Here is a 16,098-nt window from a genome sequence, read left to right as displayed (position 1 = left end):
GCCGAGGCGGAGGCCGCCGCGGCCGCCCCGACCGAGCCGCCCCCGGCGCCGGCGACCGACCCCGGCTACGCCCAGGAGCCCGTACCCGGGCCAGCGCCCGAGCCGGCGTCCGCACCCGAGGCCGCTGCCGTACCCGCCGCCGGGCAGCCCGGTGTCGAGGCCCAGCAGGACTGGGCCCAGCAGGGCTACTACCAGGAGCAGTACGCGTACGACCCGTACGCGCAGCAGCAGTCGTACGACGCCCAGCAGCAGTACGACCCGTACGCCGCCCAGCACCACGGCTACGAGCAGCAGCAGGCGCAGGCGTACGAATCACAGCAGGCGCAGTCGTACGAACCACAGCAGGCCTACGAGACGTACGAGGCCTACGACCAGTACGGGACGACGACGTACGACCCCTACGGCTACGGGCAGCAGCAGGACCAGCAGCAGGACCAGCAGGACCGGCAGCACCAGCAGCGTCCCGACGGGAGCAGCAACCAGTGAAGCGCACCACCCTCTCCCTGATCGCCGTCGCCGCCACCCTGGCCGCGGTGACCGGCGTCGCCGCCCTGACCACGCCCGACGGCACGAGGCCCGCGGCCGCGGAGGCCCCCGCGTCGCTGCCCGTCGAGCGCACCAGCCTGCTCTGCCCCACGCCCAGCGGCTCCGAGGTCGCGGAGACCACGTACACCTCGTACACCCCCGCCGCCAAGGGAGCCACGGGCGAGCGCTCGCAGTCGGAGGCGGCGCAGTCCGCCAAGGCCGAGCTCAGGCCCGCGCCCGAGGCACCGGTGCCCGGCGAGGCCCCGCCGAAGAAGGCCAAGGCACCCAAGGCGCCCACGACCGTCACCAAGCCCGGCACCCCCGTCGGCGCCGAGGCGAAGGGCGCCGAGGCGCCCGCCCTGACCGGCACCGCGAACGGCACGCTCGCACCCGGCTGGACCGTCCAGCAGACCACCGTCGTCCCGGCCGGGGGCGCGCGCGGCCTGCTCGGCGTCACCTGCACCGCCCCGGACACCGACTTCTGGTTCCCGGCCGCCTCCACCGCCAAGCAGCGCCAGGACTACGTCCACCTCACCAACCCGGACGACACCCTGGTCACCGCCGACATCGAGCTGTACGGCCCCGAGGGCGCCCTTGCGCTGCAGGACACCAAGGGCATCGACGTCCCCGCCCACTCCACCCTCCGGGTGCTGCTCTCCCCGCTCACCACCGCATCCGCCCAGCAGGACGTCACCGTCCACGTGACCACCCGCGGCGGACGCGTCGGCGCCGTCGTCGGCGCCGCCGACGACGCGGCGGGCAGCGACTGGCTCCCGGCCTCCGCCGACCCGGCCGCCACCACCGTGCTGCCCGGCATCCCCGCCGACGCCACCTCCGTCCGCCTCGTGGCGTACGCGCCGGGCGACGACGACGCCGACCTCAAGGTCCAGCTGGTCACCCCGACCGGCACGATCGTCCCCGCCAGCGCGTCCTCGCTGCACGTGAAGTCCGGCATGACCGCCGCGGCCGACCTGGCCGACCTCACCCGCGGCGAGCCCGGCTCGCTGCTCCTCACCCCGTCCGACCCGAAGAAGGCCACACCGGTCGTCGCCGCGCTCCGCGTGGTCCGCGGCAAGGGCGAGAAGCAGGAGGTCGCGTTCATCCCGGCCGCCGTCGCGGTCGACGGCCGCGCCACCGTCGCCGACAACCGGGCCAAGGGCTCCACCCTCGCCCTCACCGCGCCGGGCGCCACCGCGCAGGTGCGGATCACCGCCTCGGCCGGAACACAGGGCGGTACGCCCGTCACGAAGACGGTCACCGTGAAGGCGGGCACCACCACCTCGCTGCCCGCGCCCGTCCCCGACGGCCTCAAGGGCTCCTACGCGCTGACCGTCGAACGCGTCTCGGGCGGCCCGGTGCACGCCTCGCGCCTGCTGGAACTGCCGGAGGACGGCATCCCGATGTTCACCGTCCAGACCCTCACGGACGACCGCAGCACGGTGAAGGTGCCGAAGGCGAGGCAGGACCTGAAGGTCTTGGACGACTGAGGCGCGGGCGGGGGAACCCCCTGCCGGGGAACCCCCTGCGGGGAACCCCCTGCGGGGAACCCTCTGCGGGGAACCCTCTGCGGGGGAACCCCGTGCGGGAAGGCGTCAGCTCTCCCCGTACCGCGGGTCGACGGACTCGGGGGAGAGGCCGAGCAGGTCGGCGACCTGCTCCACGACGACCTCGTGGACGAGGAGCGCGCGCTCGTCGCGGCTCTTGGAGCGGATCTCGACCGGCCGCCGGTAGACGACGACGCGGGCCGGCTCGTTCTTCTCCGCCGGGGTCGAGCCGCCGAGCGGCACCACCGACTCGCTCGAGAGGGTGGGAGGGACCTCCATCACCATGAACTCGACGTCCGCGAGCTGCGGCCAGCGCCGCTCGAGCCGCTCCACCGAGTCGAGGACCAGATCGCGGAAGGTGTCCGCCCGGCTCGCGGACAGCGGGACCTGCGGTGGGGCGACCGGTCCCCGCATGCCACGGCCGTGCCGGTCGCGGCGACGCACGCGCGGCGCCGGGCTTTCCATGCTGTGGGTGCTGTCCGTCACTGACGCAGCGTAACTCTCCCCGGTGTTCCCGGACCGGTCAAAGACGGCCATGACGGTGGCGTCCGGCCGTCGGCGCTGTCGCAACCCGACCGTTCCGGCCCCGGCGGCGCGCGATTTCCGGGACTCGCGGGATCGGCCATCTGGCGGTGATTGACCGGTTTTCCACCCGGCACTGTCCGGATCGCGTACCGCCCGCGTCCCCCTTACGCGCCGCTCGCGCAGGTCAGAACGGCCGATCGGAGACGGTCCGTGGCGGACGTCACACCGCGACACGGTGGAGTGACCTGGGGGAGAGTCGTCGCGGCCCGCTCAAGAGTGCGGTACCGTCCAACGTCGTGAGCCCTGTACGTCGCTGTTCGCGCACCGCGTGCGGCCGCCCTGCCGTCGCGACACTGACGTACGTCTATGCCGACTCGACCGCGGTCCTCGGCCCGCTCGCCACCTACGCCGAGCCCCACTGCTACGACCTGTGCGCCGAGCACAGCGAGCGCCTCACCGCCCCGCGCGGCTGGGAGGTCGTGCGGCTCTCCGACGGCACCACCCCGACCCGCCCCAGCGGTGACGACCTCGAAGCCCTCGCCAACGCGGTACGGGAGGCGGCCCGCCCCCAGGAACGCGCGGCGGAGGCCGCGGGCGGCCCCGGCAAGCCCGGCGGCACGGGCCGCGGCGGCGACCCGATGGAGGTAGGCCGCAGGGGCCACCTGAGGGTGCTGCGCTCCCCGGACAACTAGGGCACGCCGCTCGCCGGACAGCCGGCGCGCTCCGGTCTCCGGACCACTGTGGCGCTCCGCGCTCCGGACACCTACGCGCTCCGCGTTCCGGACACCGACGGCGCTCCGCGCTCCGCGCTCCGGACAGCTGGGCGACAGCGGGGCGGGAGCGGGGCGGGAGCGGGGCGTGACCGAGTCCGGATCTCGACGTACCCGAGGGCGACCGGAGAGCCCGAGGACTGATCAAGGTCCCCTCCCGGGTAGTTTGGGCGGTCCGTGCGCGCGCCTCATCCGTGCGTCGGGAGTGGTGTTGCCGAGACTTTCAGGAGGGTTGATCCGTGGCTGCTGATCTGTCGCAGATCGTGAAGGCGTACGACGTCCGCGGGGTGGTGCCGGATCAGTGGGACGAGACCCTGGCCGAGCTGTTCGGCGCCGCGTTCGTCCGCGTCGTGGACGCCGACGCGATCGTCATCGGCCACGACATGCGCCCCTCCTCGCCCGGCCTCGCCGCCGCCTTCGCGCGCGGCGCCGCCCGCCTCGGCGCCGACGTCACGATGATCGGCCTGTGCTCGACCGACCAGCTGTACTTCGCGTCGGGCAGGCTGAACCTCCCCGGCGCGATGTTCACGGCCTCGCACAACCCGGCCCAGTACAACGGCATCAAGATGTGCCGCGCGGGCGCCGCCCCCGTCGGCCAGGACACCGGCCTGTCGGACATCCGCGAGCTGGTCGAGCGCTGGTCGGAGGAGGGCGCACCGGAGCCGGCGGCGAAGCCGGGCGCGGTCACGGAGCGCGAGACGCTGGAGGACTACGCGGCCCACCTCCTCTCGCTGGTCGACCTCGCGGCCATCCGCCCGCTGAAGGTCGTGGTGGACGCGGGCAACGGCATGGGCGGCCACACCGTCCCGACCGTGCTCGACGGGCTGCCGCTGACCGTGGTGCCGATGTACTTCGAACTGGACGGCACCTTCCCGAACCACGAGGCCAACCCGCTCGACCCGAAGAACATCGTCGACCTCCAGGCCCGTGTGCGTGCCGAGGGCGCCGACCTCGGTCTGGCCTTCGACGGCGACGCGGACCGCTGCTTCGTCGTGGACGAGCGGGGCGAGCCGGTCTCGCCGTCCGCGATCACCGCGCTGGTCGCGGCGCGCGAGCTGGCGAAGAACCCCGGCGGTACGGTCATCCACAACCTGATCACGTCGTGGTCCGTCCCGGAGGTCGTGCGCGAGAACGGCGGCACGCCGGTCCGTACGCGCGTCGGCCACTCCTTCATCAAGGAGGAGATGGCGAAGACCGGCGCGATCTTCGGCGGCGAGCACTCCGCCCACTACTACTTCAAGGACTTCTGGAACGCGGACACGGGCATGCTCGCCGCGCTCCACGTCCTCGCGGCGCTCGGCGGCCAGGACGGCCCCCTGTCCGGCCTGGTGGCGGCCTACGACCGCTACGTCTCCTCCGGCGAGATCAACTCGACCGTCGCCGACCAGACCGCCCGCCTGGCGGCGGTGAAGGCCGCCTTCGCCGGCCGCGAGGGCGTCACCCTGGACGAGCTGGACGGCCTGACGATCACGTCGGCCGACTGGTGGTTCAACCTCCGCGCCTCCAACACGGAGCCCCTCCTCCGCCTGAACATCGAGGCCCGCGACACCGAGGGCATGCAGACCCTCCGCGACGAGGTCCTCGCCCTGGTCCGCGCCTGACCCACCAACGGAACCCGCCCGGAGGCCCGCCCATCGAGGCGGGCCTCCGCCGTCCGCACCCGCACCAGGCGGACCGGCACCGCAGTCGCGCGTGGCGCGCGTGGGGTGGGGCGGTGCGTTGCTGGACCTCTGTGTGGCGCCCGCGCTTGGGTGGGGCGGTGCCCGTGGTCGTGCCTTCTTCGTGTGGGCCTGTGCTTGGTGGGGCGGTGCCTGTGGTCGTGCCTCTTCGTGTGGCGCGCGTGGGGTGGGGCGGTGGGCTGCTGGACCTCTGGGTGGGACCCGCGCTTGGTGGGCGGTGCCGTGTTCGTAGGCCGCGTGTGGGGCCCGCGCCTGGTGGGGCGGTGCCGTGGTCGTACCTCCGTGTGGGCATTCGTCCCGCTGGGGCGGGACGGGTGGGCACACGGGACGGCGCCCTTGCGGGCGCGTTCCGCCCCTGCGCCTGCCCGCCACCCCCGGGGCGCCGCGCCGTTCACACCGCGCCCGCCCCGCCCGACGCTCGGCGCCGGGCGCGCCGCCCGCAGCCCGGCGGTAGGCTGACCTGGCCCGAGACCGTCGTACGTACCGGCCCCGCCACCCCGCGGCGGCGACGGCCCGCACGTACCACCCGAACCGTCCGAAGGGACCACCCATGCCGCTCGAAGCCGGCCTCCTGGAGATCCTGGCCTGCCCGGCCTGCCACGCCCCGCTGAACGACCGGACGGCGGAGGAGACCCCGGAGCTCGTCTGCACCTCCACGGACTGTGGCCTCGCGTACCCGGTCCGCGACGGCATCCCGGTCCTGCTGGTCGACGAGGCCCGCCGCCCCGAGTAGCCGCGCCGAGCGCCCGCCCGCGCCCGCCCGCGCCTCGCGCGCCGCGGCCGCACCCGCGTGGGCGCCCCGCACCGGGGCCGTACCCCCGCCGGAACGCGAGGCGGACGCGGCAGCCCGCCGCGTACCCCACGGGCCCACGGGCCCACGGCCCCGCCGTCCCGCCCCGCCCGGCCCACCCGCCCCTCCCCCGGCCCACTCCGACGACTCCGACGACCCCGACGACCGGAGGCCCGCCACATGCTCGACGAGACCCTCCTCGACGCACCGGACGCCCTCGCCCTCGCCGACCGCCGCGGCCTGCTCCGCGGTGCCGCCGAGGCGGGCGCGCGGGTGAGGACCGCCGCCCGGCACGCCGCCGAGGCCGGCATCTCGGCACTCCGCCCCGAGGGCCGCCCGCGCGCCGTCCTCGTCGCGGGCCCCGGCACCGCCGCCGCCGGCGTCGCCGACCTGGTGGGCGCCCTCGCCGGTGCCGCGGCACCGGTGATCCGCCTCCAGCCCACCGGCGTCGCCCCGGCGGCCGGCGCGCTGCGCTGGGCCCTGCCAGGCTGGGCGGGCTCGGTGGACCTGCTGCTCATCCCGACGACGGACGGCTCGGAGCCGGGCCTCGCGCTCCTCGCGGAGCAGGCGTACCGCCGCGGCATCACCGTCGTCGCCGTCGCGCCGAAGGGCTCCCCGCTCTCCGAGACGCTGAGCGGTTCGCGCGGCCTGCTCGTACCGATGGCACTGGCGCCACACGAGACCGCCGAGGAGTACGCGGAGTCCCTCGCCGCGAGCCCCGGCGACCTGTGGGCGCTGTTCACGCCGCTGCTCGCGCTGCTGGACCGGGTGGGCCTGGTCGAGGCCCCGCCGGAAGAGCTGGAGCAGGTGGCGGACCGCCTGGACCGTACGGCGGAGCGCTGCGGCCCGGCCATCGCCACGTACGGCAACCCGGCGAAGACGCTGGCCGCCGAGCTCGCCGACTCGCTGCCGCTCGTCTGGACCGAGGGCGATGCCGCCGGCCCGGCCGGCCGCCGGTTCGCCGCGGTCCTCGCCGAACTCGCGGGCCTGCCCGCGCTCGCGGCGGAGCTGCCGGAGGCGCTGCCGGCGCACGGCATGCTGCTGGCCGGGGACTACGCGGCCGGCGCGGACCCCGACGACTTCTTCCGGGACCGCGTCGAGGAACCGCAGGCCCTGCGGGCCCGTGTCGTCCTCCTCCGCGACCGCCCGGCCGAGGGCAACGTCCTGAGCGCCGCCCCGGCCGCCCGCGAACTCGCCCTGGGCCACGACACGGCGATCAGCGAACTGGAGCCGGAGGAGGGCAGCCCGCTGGAGAACCTGGCGGAACTCCTCGCCGTCACCGACTTCGCCGCCGTGTACCTGTCCCTCGCCGCCGCGAGCCGAGCCCCGGAATAGCCCCGAGAACCACGGAAACCCCCCGGGACCCGGACCGAACCGGACCCGGACTGGACCCGGGCCCGGACTGGACCCGGGCCCCGCCCGCGGGGCCTCGGACTCGGATCGGACCGGGCCCCGCACGCGGGGCTTCGGACCCGGGCCGGACCCGGGCCCGCACACGGGTTTCGGGCCCGGGCTTCCCGGCGGGCCCCTCAGCACCTCCGCCAGGCACCCCCGACGTCCGACCCGCCCCGCGTCCCGTAACACCGCACCCCGTAACCCCACATCCCGCACCCCACATCCCCCACCTCGCACCCCACCCCCCTGGCCACGGCAGATCTCCTGCCGAAGCGGCTCCTCCAACGACGGCGGGCCGATCAACCACGAGGACACCTTCGAACCCCCACCCCGCACCGGAAAGAGCTGGATGCCCCATGGACCGCCTCGTCAACACCGTCCGTCCGTACGCCTGGGGGTCGACGACGGCCATCCCGCAACTCCTCGGCGTTGCCCCCACCGGGCAGCCCCAGGCCGAGCTGTGGATGGGCGCCCACCCCGGCGCCCCGTCCGGCACCGACCGCGGTCCCCTCAACGAGGTCATCGACGCCGATCCAGTACGCGAACTCGGCCCGGCCACCGTCGAGAAGTTCGGCCCACGGCTGCCGTTCCTGTTCAAGGTGCTGGCCGCCGGCGCGCCGCTCTCGCTCCAGGTCCATCCCGACCTCGCCCAGGCGCGCGAGGGCTTCGCCGCCGAGGAGGCCGCGGGCATCCCGCTCGACGCGCCGGAGCGCAACTACAAGGACCCCCACCACAAGCCCGAACTCATCTGCGCGCTCACGCCGTTCCACGGCATGTGCGGCTTCCGCGATCCCGTCGAGGCCGCCGGCACCATGGCTGCGCTCGACGTCGACTCCCTCAAGCCGTACGTCGACCTCCTCCACGCCCACCCCGAAGAGGCCGCGCTGCGCGAGGTCCTGACCGCGCTGCTGACCGCCGACCACGACGCGATGGCCCACACCGTCGCCGAGGCTGCGCACGCCGCCGCCCGACTGGGCGGCGCCCACGCCCCGTACGCGCAGCTCGCCCACCACTTCCCCCACGACCCCGGTGTGCTGGCCGCGATGCTGCTCAACCCGGTCACGCTCCAGCCCGGCGAGGCCCTCTACCTGGGCGCCGGCGTCCCGCACGCCTATGTCGACGGTCTCGGCGTCGAGATCATGGCCAATTCCGACAACGTGCTCCGCTGCGGGCTCACGCCCAAGCACGTCGACGTCCCCGAACTGCTCCGCGTCGTCCGCTTCGAGCCGACCGAACCGGGCATCCTGCGCCCCGAGGCCTCCCCGTCGGGCGAGGAGGTCTACGACACCCCCATCGACGAGTTCCGCCTGTCCCGGTTCGTACGGGCCGAGGGCGCCGCCCCGACCGATCTCACCGCACCGACGCCGCAGATCCTGCTCGCCGTCGCCGGTCGCCCGAAGGCGGGTGACCTCACCCTCGCGCAGGGCGAGTCCGTCTTCGTACCGGCGGGAGAAAAGATCGAACTGTCCGGTGCGGGTACGGTCTTCCGCGCCACCGTCGTGGCGGGCTGATGCGAGAATGACCCGCCGTACAGCGGCGGACGGCGCTGCGAACCGACGAAGGGAACCCACAGACCCATGAGCGCGTCAGGCGGAACCAAGGCGATCGTGGCGGCGCTCGCCGCCAATCTCGCGATCGCCGCAGCCAAGTTCGTGGCGTTCCTCTTCAGTGGTTCGTCCTCGATGCTGGCCGAAAGCGTCCACTCGCTCGCCGACTCCGGCAACCAGGGACTGCTGCTGCTCGGCGGCAAGCGCGCCCAGCGCGAGGCCACCCCGCAGCACCCCTTCGGCTACGGCCGCGAGCGCTACATCTACGCCTTCCTCGTCTCGATCGTGCTCTTCTCGGTCGGTGGCATGTTCGCCATCTACGAGGGCTACGAGAAGATCAAGCACCCGCACCCGATCGAGGCCTGGTACTGGCCGGTCGGCGTCCTCGTCTTCGCGATCATCGCGGAGAGCTTCTCCTTCCGCACCGCGATCAAGGAGTCGAACGAGATCCGCGGCGGGCTGTCGTGGACGGAGTTCGTGCGCCGGGCGAAGGCCCCCGAGCTGCCCGTCGTCCTCCTCGAGGACCTCGGCGCCCTCGTCGGCCTCGTCCTCGCCCTCGGCGGCGTCGGCCTGGCGCTGGCCACCGGCAACGGCGTCTGGGACGGCATCGGCACCGTCTGCATCGGTGTCCTGCTCGTCCTCATCGCGATCGTCCTCGCCGCCGAGACGAAGTCGCTGCTGCTCGGCGAGGCCGCCGGCGTCGACGAGGTGAAGAAGATCGAGGCGGCGATCGTCGACGGCGACACCGTCACCCGCCTCATCCACATGCGCACCCTCCACCTCGGCCCGGAGGAGCTCCTGGTCGCGGCCAAGATCGCCGTCCAGCACGACGACACCGCCTCCGAGGTGGCGCGCGCGATCGACGCGGCCGAGGAGCGCATCCGCGCCGCCGTCCCGATCGCCCGGGTGATCTACCTGGAGCCGGACATCTACAGCGAGAAGGCGGCCGCCGGCGCCAAGGACGCCTGACCGCCGGACATGGGGAGGCCCCGGGCCTGACGCACGTCAGCCCGGGGCCTCCCCATGTCACGCGCCCTCAGGGCTGAGCCGCAGGCCCCGAACCGGTCGGGCCTGCCGGGCCGACCGGCCCGACCGGCCCGGCAGGCCCCGCCGGCGCGGCGGTCCCGGTCGGCCCGGCGGTCCCGGCAGGCGCGGCCGGCCCGGCGGACCTGGTCGGCTCCGCCTGGGGCCGGACGCACGCGGAAGGGGCGCCCGAGGCGCCAGGGCCGTATGAGGCGCCAGGGCCGTGCGGGCCGCCGGGGGCGCCAGGGCCGCTCGGATCGCCACGGTCGTACGGGGCGCCAGGTGCGCCAGGTGCACCAGGACCGTTGCGGCGGGCGGGCCGGCGGCCGGTCAGCCACCCGCCGAGGCCCAGACCGAACCCGACGAACAGCACGACCGCGCCCCCGAAGAACCCGGCCAGGGCAGCGACCGCGCCGACCGGACTGTCGATCGCCCGTTCCCGTACGGCCGCGACCGGCACCGTCCCGGCCGTCCCGTCCCCGGGCTCCCGCCGGAAACGCGAGTCGAACGAGTTGCCCCGGTTGTCGCCGAGCAGGAACAGCCGCCCCTCCGGGATCTCGACCTGTTCGAACGGCAAGCCCGCGACCGGATCGCCCCCGAGCACGTACGGCTCCGAGAGCGGCCGCTCGTTGACGAACACCTGCCGCTCGTCGGCCCTGACCCGGTCGCCGCCGACCCCGATCACCCGCATCAGGAGAAGATCGCCCTCGCCGTCGCCCGGGAGCCACTCCGGAACGGAGACGAGCACGATGTCGCCGCGCCGTACCTCCGACGGTTCGACGCTCTCGGCGAAGAGCATGTCGCCCGGCTCGTAGGTGGGCCGCATCGCCTCCGACGGCACGCGGTGGCCGGGGTACATGTCCCTCAGCACCCATCCGCAGACCATCAGCACCGCGCCCAGTGCCAGCAGCACCGCGCCGGTGATCCGCAGTCCCCGCCCCGCTCTCATCCCTCAGCCCTCTCGGTCGTCCGGCCCGAACGATAGAGGCGTGAGCCGGACGAGACCGGACGAGACCCCGGGACGGCCGGGCCATCGCACCGCCCCGCCGCCGCGCATACGGCGGCAAAGGTCCGGGACACCCCGGATGCGGGGACCCCAAACCCGTGTGTCGAGCACATATCCGGCCGTATTCCGGACGGGTTCCGCGCCGGACGGACTGTGGGTCGCTGCGCCGATCGGTGTAGATTCGTGACCAGCCAGACGTCGCTGCTGATGGCGGTCGGGCGGTCCGTACGTGGACCGGCCGAGGGAGAGAGGGCCTCCGACGACTGCACCGCGGACCCATGCGGGGAGCACCCGGGCATTCGTATGCCCACGTCGCCCACAGCCGCGGTGCCAGGTGCCCACTCGACCCCTCGAACCCGATTGACGAGGAGCAGCTCCAGTCATGACGACTGTCGCCACGCACGACTTCAAGGTCGCCGACCTCTCCCTGGCCGCGTTCGGCCGCAAGGAGATCACCCTCGCCGAGCACGAGATGCCCGGCCTGATGTCGATCCGCCGCGAGTACGCCGAGTCCCAGCCGCTGGCCGGCGCCCGGATCACCGGCTCCCTGCACATGACCGTGCAGACCGCCGTCCTCATCGAGACCCTGGTCGCCCTCGGCGCCGAGGTCCGCTGGGCCTCCTGCAACATCTTCTCCACCCAGGACCACGCCGCCGCGGCCATCGCCGTCGGCCCCAACGGCACCCCGGAGAACCCGCAGGGCGTCCCGGTCTTCGCCTGGAAGGGCGAGACGCTCGAGGAGTACTGGTGGTGCACGGAGCAGGCCCTGACCTGGCCGAACACGCCCACCGGCGGCCCGAACATGATCCTCGACGACGGTGGTGACGCCACCCTCCTCGTCCACAAGGGCGTCGAGTTCGAGAAGGCCGGCTCGGCCCCGGACCCGTCCACCGCGGACAGCGAGGAGTACGGCTACATCCTCCGTCTCCTCAACCGCACGCTCGCCGAGAGCCCGCAGAAGTGGACGCAGCTGGCGTCCGAGATCCGCGGCGTGACCGAGGAGACCACCACCGGTGTCCACCGCCTGTACGAGATGATGCAGGCCGGCACCCTCCTCTTCCCGGCGATCAACGTGAACGACGCCGTCACGAAGTCGAAGTTCGACAACAAGTACGGCTGCCGCCACTCCCTGATCGACGGCATCAACCGCGCCACCGACGTCCTCATCGGCGGCAAGACCGCCGTGGTCTGCGGCTACGGCGACGTGGGCAAGGGCTGCGCCGAGTCCCTGCGCGGCCAGGGCGCCCGTGTGATCGTCACCGAGATCGACCCGATCTGCGCTCTGCAGGCCGCGATGGACGGCTACCAGGTCACGACCCTCGACGAGGTCGTCGAGACGGCCGACATCTTCATCACCACGACCGGCAACAAGGACATCATCATGGCCGCCGACATGGCCAAGATGAAGCACCAGGCCATCGTGGGCAACATCGGTCACTTCGACAACGAGATCGACATGGCCGGCCTGGCCAGGATCCCGGGCGTCGTCAAGGACGAGGTCAAGCCGCAGGTCCACACCTGGACCTTCCCGGACGGCAAGGTCCTGATCGTGCTGTCCGAGGGCCGGCTGCTCAACCTGGGCAACGCCACCGGACACCCGTCCTTCGTGATGTCGAACTCCTTCGCGGACCAGACCCTGGCCCAGATCGAGCTCTTCACCAAGCCGGAGGAGTACCCGACGGACGTCTACGTGCTCCCGAAGCACCTGGACGAGAAGGTCGCCCGTCTCCACCTCGACGCCCTCGGCGTCAAGCTGACGACCCTCCGCCCGGAGCAGGCCGAGTACATCGGCGTCAAGGTCGAGGGCCCGTACAAGCCGGACCACTACCGCTACTGATCACCTACTGATCGCCGGACACTGATCCCGGACCGGCGGGCGGGGCGATCGGCCCAGGCCGACACCCACCCGCCGTCCACGGGACCCGTAGCGGAACAGACAGGCCCCCGCACCCCCGTGCCGGGGGCCTGCCTCGTTCCGCGTCCGCGACCCAGCCCGTACCTACCGCTCCAGGACGCACCCCGAGGACCCATGCCCCGCGGCCGCTATTCGCTCTACGATCCGCACGATCACACCTCCCTCGGTGAAGAGCACTTCCACTGCGCGCCCGGCCCCTCCGGCTGGCGCTACGTCTCACGGACCACCACCCCCTCGGGCGACCCGACCGGATCCGTCGACCTGGCCATCGACGACCTGGGCCGCCCCATCCGCCTCGAACTCCACGCCGCGCACTGGCAAGTACGCGGCGCCGCCCTCGACGGCGTCACCTGGGTCCGTACCGACCCCACCGGAACCCACCCCAGCGAAGGCAATGTGCGCGCCCACGCCTTCACCGGCACGTCCCCGGCGTTCCTCGTCGCGATCTCCCGACTCCTGCGCCTCACCCCCGATTCCCCGGAGACCCGCGTCCGGCTCGTCGCCTTCACGGATCCCGTCCTCGCCCCCCTGACGGTCGACCAGTCCTGGGCCCTGGTGAAGAGTGAAGCGCACGCCACTGACAACGGCCCCCTGACCGTGGACGAGTACCAGGTCAGCGCCCTGGACACGGGCGAGCGGCACACCGTCCACCTCGCCGGCGACGTGGTTCTCTCGGCCCCCGGCATCGAACTCGAAGACCTCGAATCCCCACCGAACCTCTTCTGAGACGACCCGGCCCCCGCTCGCCCCGCCCCGCCCCGTCCGCGCCGCCGGAGCCCGCTCAGGCGGGCGGCGCGAACCCGGTCGAGGCAGGGGCGGAGGGGGAAGCCGTAGGAGCAGGAGTAGGAGCAGGAGCAGGAGCAGCAGCGGCAGCGGGAGCACCAGCGGGAGCGGCGGCGGCGTCCGATCCTGCCACCGGGGCCCAGGCAGCCCGGGCCACCCCGGCGCTCCCGGCCACCCCGGCGCTCCCGGTCCCAGCGGTGGCCCCGGTCGCCCCGGTCGCCCAGGTCCCGCCGTCTGCCTTGGCCGCCGGCGTCGCCGGCGTCGCCCCTGGAACCCCGGCACCGCCCGCCGGTCCCGCCGCGAACGCCCTCCGGGCATCCCTCGCCTGCCGCTCGGCCACCACACCCGCCAGGTACGCCGCGGCCGGTACGCCCGGCGGTGGAGGCGTTCCGGTGCTCGCCACGAGCTCGCCGGCCAGCCGTTCCGCGAGCCGCTGCCCGATCGCCGGGTCCAGCTGCCGCATCCGCGTCAAGTACTGCCGTATCTCCAGCCACAGCCCGTCCGGCACGGCCGACAGGTCGAGCCCCGCGAACCGGCCGACCAGCCACGGCGGAGGAGGCGGCACCGCCATGCCCGCGCCCGAGGCCACCCGCTCGCGCACCACCAGCGTCCCGGCGAACACGTCGCCGAGCCGTCGGCCTCGCTCCGACGCCAGCGACGCGATGCACGCGACGGCCCCGAAGGTCATCAGGATCTCCACGACGCCCATCGCGCCGCGCATGAGCGCGTGCCGGAAGCGGATGGGTCCGCCGTCCTCCCGCACCACCCGCAGCCCGAAGGCCAGCTTCCCCAGCGACCGCCCGTGCGACAGCGTCTCCACGGCTATCGGCGCACCAACCAGGACCAGGAGGAAGGACGCGATGGCCAGCGCCCGGGCCGCGGCTTCGTCGAGCGAAGCCGTGGCGGCCGCCAACCCCAGGGTGATCAGCAGATACGCCGCCCACACGACGACGAGATCGATCAGCAACGCCAGCGCCCGGCTCGGCAGCCGCGCCGGCTGCAGTCCCAGACGGACGGCATCCCCCGTCACCACCCCGCTCACGGCTCCCACCCTTCTCCCACCCGACCTTCGACCTGACGGACCCGATCCGAACGCCAGTCTGCCAAGCTGGCCCGCAGCGCGCCGCAGTAGTACGGACCCGTACGCACCCAGTGCCTGGAGCAGCAGCCGACCATGGACCTCGACGTCTTCGTCACCGCCCACCGAGCAGAGTGGGACCGCCTCGACCATCTGCTGCGCCGCGGCCGCCGCCTCACCGGCGCCGAGGCCGACGAACTCGTCGCCCTCTACCAGCGCACCGCGACCCATCTCTCGCTGATCACGTCGAGCGCCCCGGACCCGATGCTCACGGCCCGGCTCACCCAGCTGATCGCGCGCGCCCGTGCCACGGTCACCGGCACCCGCCGCGCCTCGTGGCGCGACGCGGCGGAGTTCCTGACCGCCGGCTTCCCGGCCGCGGTCTACCGCGCACGCCACTGGTGGATCCCGACGGCGCTCCTGTCCACGCTGCTCGCCGCCCTCATCGGCTGGTGGATCGGCGTCCACCCGGAGGTCCAGTCCGCACTCGGCGCGCCGGCCGAACTCCGCGAGATGACCCGCCCCGGCGGGCAGTACGAGACGTACTACTCCAGCCATCCGGCGGCGTCCTTCTCCGCGGCGGTCTGGACGAACAACGCGCAGGCCGCCGCCATGTGCCTGGTCCTCGGCGCGTTCCTCGGCATCCCGGTGCTGCTGATCCTCTTCGCCAACATGCTGAACGTCGGCATCGGCATCGGTCTCATGGCCTCCGCGGGCCGCCTGGACGTCTTCCTGGGGCTGATCCTCCCGCACGGCCTGCTCGAACTGACCGCCGTCTTCGTCGCCGCCGGCACCGGCCTCCGCCTCGGCTGGACGGTCATCGACCCGGGGCCCACGACCCGTCGTGCCGCTCTCGCCCAGCAGGGCCGTGCGGCGATCGGCATGGCCATCGGCCTCGCCCTGGTCCTGTTCGTCTCCGGCCTGATCGAAGGCTTCGTCACGCCGTCGGGCATGTCGACCTGGGCCCGGATCACCATCGGCATCGTCGCTGAGCTGGCATTCCTTGTGTACGTGTACGTCCTCGGTGGCCGCGCGGCCCGCGCCGGCGACACGGGCGACGTAGCGGAACCCGACCGCACGGCCGAACTCCCGACGGCCGCCTGAACCCGTCGATGTGCGGACCACTCCGCTGACCTGCTAGTCTCCTCTTCGCCCGCAAAACCCGTTGACACGGGTGGCGTGGGGAGGTAGATTCAAACGGTTGCCTGGAGCTGGACAAGCTCAAGGGCAAGGAGTTAGACTCTCTCTCGCTTCGGTCGAGAACCGCGAAAGCGTTCGATGACGACGGAGCCGCCCCCGATTCCTTATCCGAATCACGAAGTCGCCGATTAGGTCGACGGAAATGAATCTGATAAAGTCGGAAACACGCCGGAAGGCCTCGGAAAAGACGAAAGTCGAAATCGAGACCGGAAAGCACCGAGGAAATCGGATCGAAAAGATCTGATAGAGTCGGAAACGCAAGAACGAAGGAAGCGCCCGGAGGAAAGCCCGCGAGGGTGAGTACGAAGGAAGCGTCCG

13 protein-coding genes and 1 pseudogene are annotated in these 16,098 nt (G+C 73.2%); 11 read left to right on the top strand and 3 right to left on the bottom strand.

The window, feature by feature from the left end; genetic code table 11:
* Both ESG85_RS35245 and ESG85_RS34295 read left to right on the top strand, forming a co-directional pair.
* A pseudogene (locus ESG85_RS35245) lies at positions 1-486 on the top strand (hypothetical protein); the annotation flags it as partial.
* Complete coding sequence (locus ESG85_RS34295) at positions 483-2,012, top strand: DUF5719 family protein (RefSeq protein ID WP_128985077.1); 1,530 nt, start codon at positions 483-485, stop codon at positions 2,010-2,012. The pseudogene ESG85_RS35245 and the gene ESG85_RS34295, both read left to right, overlap by 4 nt.
* Positions 2,013-2,117: 105 nt before the next feature.
* Here ESG85_RS34295 and ESG85_RS34290 read toward each other — a convergent pair whose 3' ends face one another.
* Entirely contained in the window at positions 2,118-2,534 is a 417-nt protein-coding gene (locus tag ESG85_RS34290) for a metallopeptidase family protein (RefSeq protein ID WP_128985081.1), read from the bottom strand.
* A 356-nt stretch (positions 2,535-2,890) separates the two neighbouring features.
* On the opposite strand from ESG85_RS34290, the gene ESG85_RS34285 reads away from it, so the two are divergent.
* From ESG85_RS34285 to ESG85_RS34260, 6 genes are all read left to right on the top strand, one after another.
* Complete coding sequence (locus ESG85_RS34285; protein WP_181019194.1) at positions 2,891-3,286, top strand: DUF3499 domain-containing protein; 396 nt, start codon at positions 2,891-2,893, stop codon at positions 3,284-3,286.
* 317 nt (positions 3,287-3,603) lie between these two features.
* Positions 3,604-4,965, top strand: coding sequence for a phosphomannomutase/phosphoglucomutase (locus tag ESG85_RS34280; RefSeq protein ID WP_128985076.1), 1,362 nt, complete (start codon positions 3,604-3,606; stop codon positions 4,963-4,965).
* Positions 4,966-5,593: 628 nt separating this feature from the next.
* Positions 5,594-5,776 carry a Trm112 family protein gene (locus tag ESG85_RS34275; RefSeq protein ID WP_128985075.1) on the top strand — a complete coding sequence of 61 codons (183 nt, stop codon included), beginning with the start codon at positions 5,594-5,596 and terminating at the stop codon, positions 5,774-5,776.
* 237 nt (positions 5,777-6,013) lie between these two features.
* Positions 6,014-7,168 carry an SIS domain-containing protein gene (locus tag ESG85_RS34270; protein WP_128985074.1) on the top strand — a complete coding sequence of 385 codons (1,155 nt, stop codon included), beginning with the start codon at positions 6,014-6,016 and terminating at the stop codon, positions 7,166-7,168.
* Between the two features lie 416 nt (positions 7,169-7,584).
* Positions 7,585-8,739, top strand: coding sequence for a mannose-6-phosphate isomerase, class I (gene manA / locus ESG85_RS34265; protein WP_128985073.1), 1,155 nt, complete (start codon positions 7,585-7,587; stop codon positions 8,737-8,739).
* Between the two features lie 66 nt (positions 8,740-8,805).
* Positions 8,806-9,744, top strand: coding sequence for a cation diffusion facilitator family transporter (locus ESG85_RS34260; RefSeq protein ID WP_128985072.1), 939 nt, complete (start codon positions 8,806-8,808; stop codon positions 9,742-9,744).
* 67 nt (positions 9,745-9,811) lie between these two features.
* Here the strand turns inward: ESG85_RS34260 and lepB are convergent, their stop codons facing one another.
* Complete coding sequence (lepB, locus tag ESG85_RS36735) at positions 9,812-10,747, bottom strand: signal peptidase I (protein ID WP_181019193.1); 936 nt, start codon at positions 10,745-10,747, stop codon at positions 9,812-9,814.
* A 439-nt stretch (positions 10,748-11,186) separates the two neighbouring features.
* Between lepB and ahcY the strand changes: the two genes are divergently transcribed.
* Both ahcY and ESG85_RS34245 read left to right on the top strand, forming a co-directional pair.
* Positions 11,187-12,641 (top strand): adenosylhomocysteinase, encoded by a 1,455-nt coding sequence (gene ahcY / locus ESG85_RS34250; protein WP_128985071.1) that lies wholly within the window; start codon positions 11,187-11,189, stop codon positions 12,639-12,641.
* 192 nt (positions 12,642-12,833) lie between these two features.
* The gene (locus ESG85_RS34245; RefSeq protein ID WP_128985070.1) at positions 12,834-13,445 is read left to right on the top strand and encodes a hypothetical protein; all 612 of its coding nucleotides are present in this window, start codon (positions 12,834-12,836) and stop codon (positions 13,443-13,445) included.
* Positions 13,446-13,500: 55 nt separating this feature from the next.
* On the opposite strand, the gene ESG85_RS34240 is transcribed toward ESG85_RS34245, so the two are convergent.
* Complete coding sequence (locus tag ESG85_RS34240; RefSeq protein WP_181019192.1) at positions 13,501-14,544, bottom strand: RDD family protein; 1,044 nt, start codon at positions 14,542-14,544, stop codon at positions 13,501-13,503.
* 132 nt (positions 14,545-14,676) lie between these two features.
* Here ESG85_RS34240 and ESG85_RS34235 point away from each other — a divergent pair, with 132 nt between their 5' ends.
* Positions 14,677-15,684, top strand: a complete 1,008-nt coding sequence (locus tag ESG85_RS34235) for a stage II sporulation protein M (protein ID WP_128985069.1) — start codon at positions 14,677-14,679, stop codon at positions 15,682-15,684.
* Positions 15,685-16,098 lie beyond the last annotated feature (414 nt).

The sequence above is a fragment of the Streptomyces roseicoloratus genome, assembly GCF_004117935.1.
In the GTDB taxonomy this organism is placed as follows: Bacteria; Actinomycetota; Actinomycetes; order Streptomycetales; family Streptomycetaceae; genus Streptomyces; species Streptomyces roseicoloratus.
The sequence above is the reverse complement of the archived record's forward strand: the minus strand, read 5'-3'. Positions and strand labels throughout refer to the sequence as shown.

Excerpts from the sequence above, each read along its gene's own strand:
- ESG85_RS34290 (WP_128985081.1), bottom strand. The coding sequence starts at position 2,534 with ATGGAAAGCCCGGCGCCGCGCGTGCGTCGCCGCGACCGGCACGGCCGT.
- ESG85_RS34275 (WP_128985075.1), top strand. The coding sequence starts at position 5,594 with ATGCCGCTCGAAGCCGGCCTCCTGGAGATCCTGGCCTGCCCGGCCTGC.
- ESG85_RS34270 (WP_128985074.1), top strand. The coding sequence starts at position 6,014 with ATGCTCGACGAGACCCTCCTCGACGCACCGGACGCCCTCGCCCTCGCC.
- manA (WP_128985073.1), top strand. The coding sequence starts at position 7,585 with ATGGACCGCCTCGTCAACACCGTCCGTCCGTACGCCTGGGGGTCGACG.
- ESG85_RS34260 (WP_128985072.1), top strand. The coding sequence starts at position 8,806 with ATGAGCGCGTCAGGCGGAACCAAGGCGATCGTGGCGGCGCTCGCCGCC.
- lepB (WP_181019193.1), bottom strand. The coding sequence starts at position 10,747 with ATGAGAGCGGGGCGGGGACTGCGGATCACCGGCGCGGTGCTGCTGGCA.
- ahcY (WP_128985071.1), top strand. The coding sequence starts at position 11,187 with ATGACGACTGTCGCCACGCACGACTTCAAGGTCGCCGACCTCTCCCTG.
- ESG85_RS34245 (WP_128985070.1), top strand. The coding sequence starts at position 12,834 with ATGCCCCGCGGCCGCTATTCGCTCTACGATCCGCACGATCACACCTCC.
- ESG85_RS34235 (WP_128985069.1), top strand. The coding sequence starts at position 14,677 with ATGGACCTCGACGTCTTCGTCACCGCCCACCGAGCAGAGTGGGACCGC.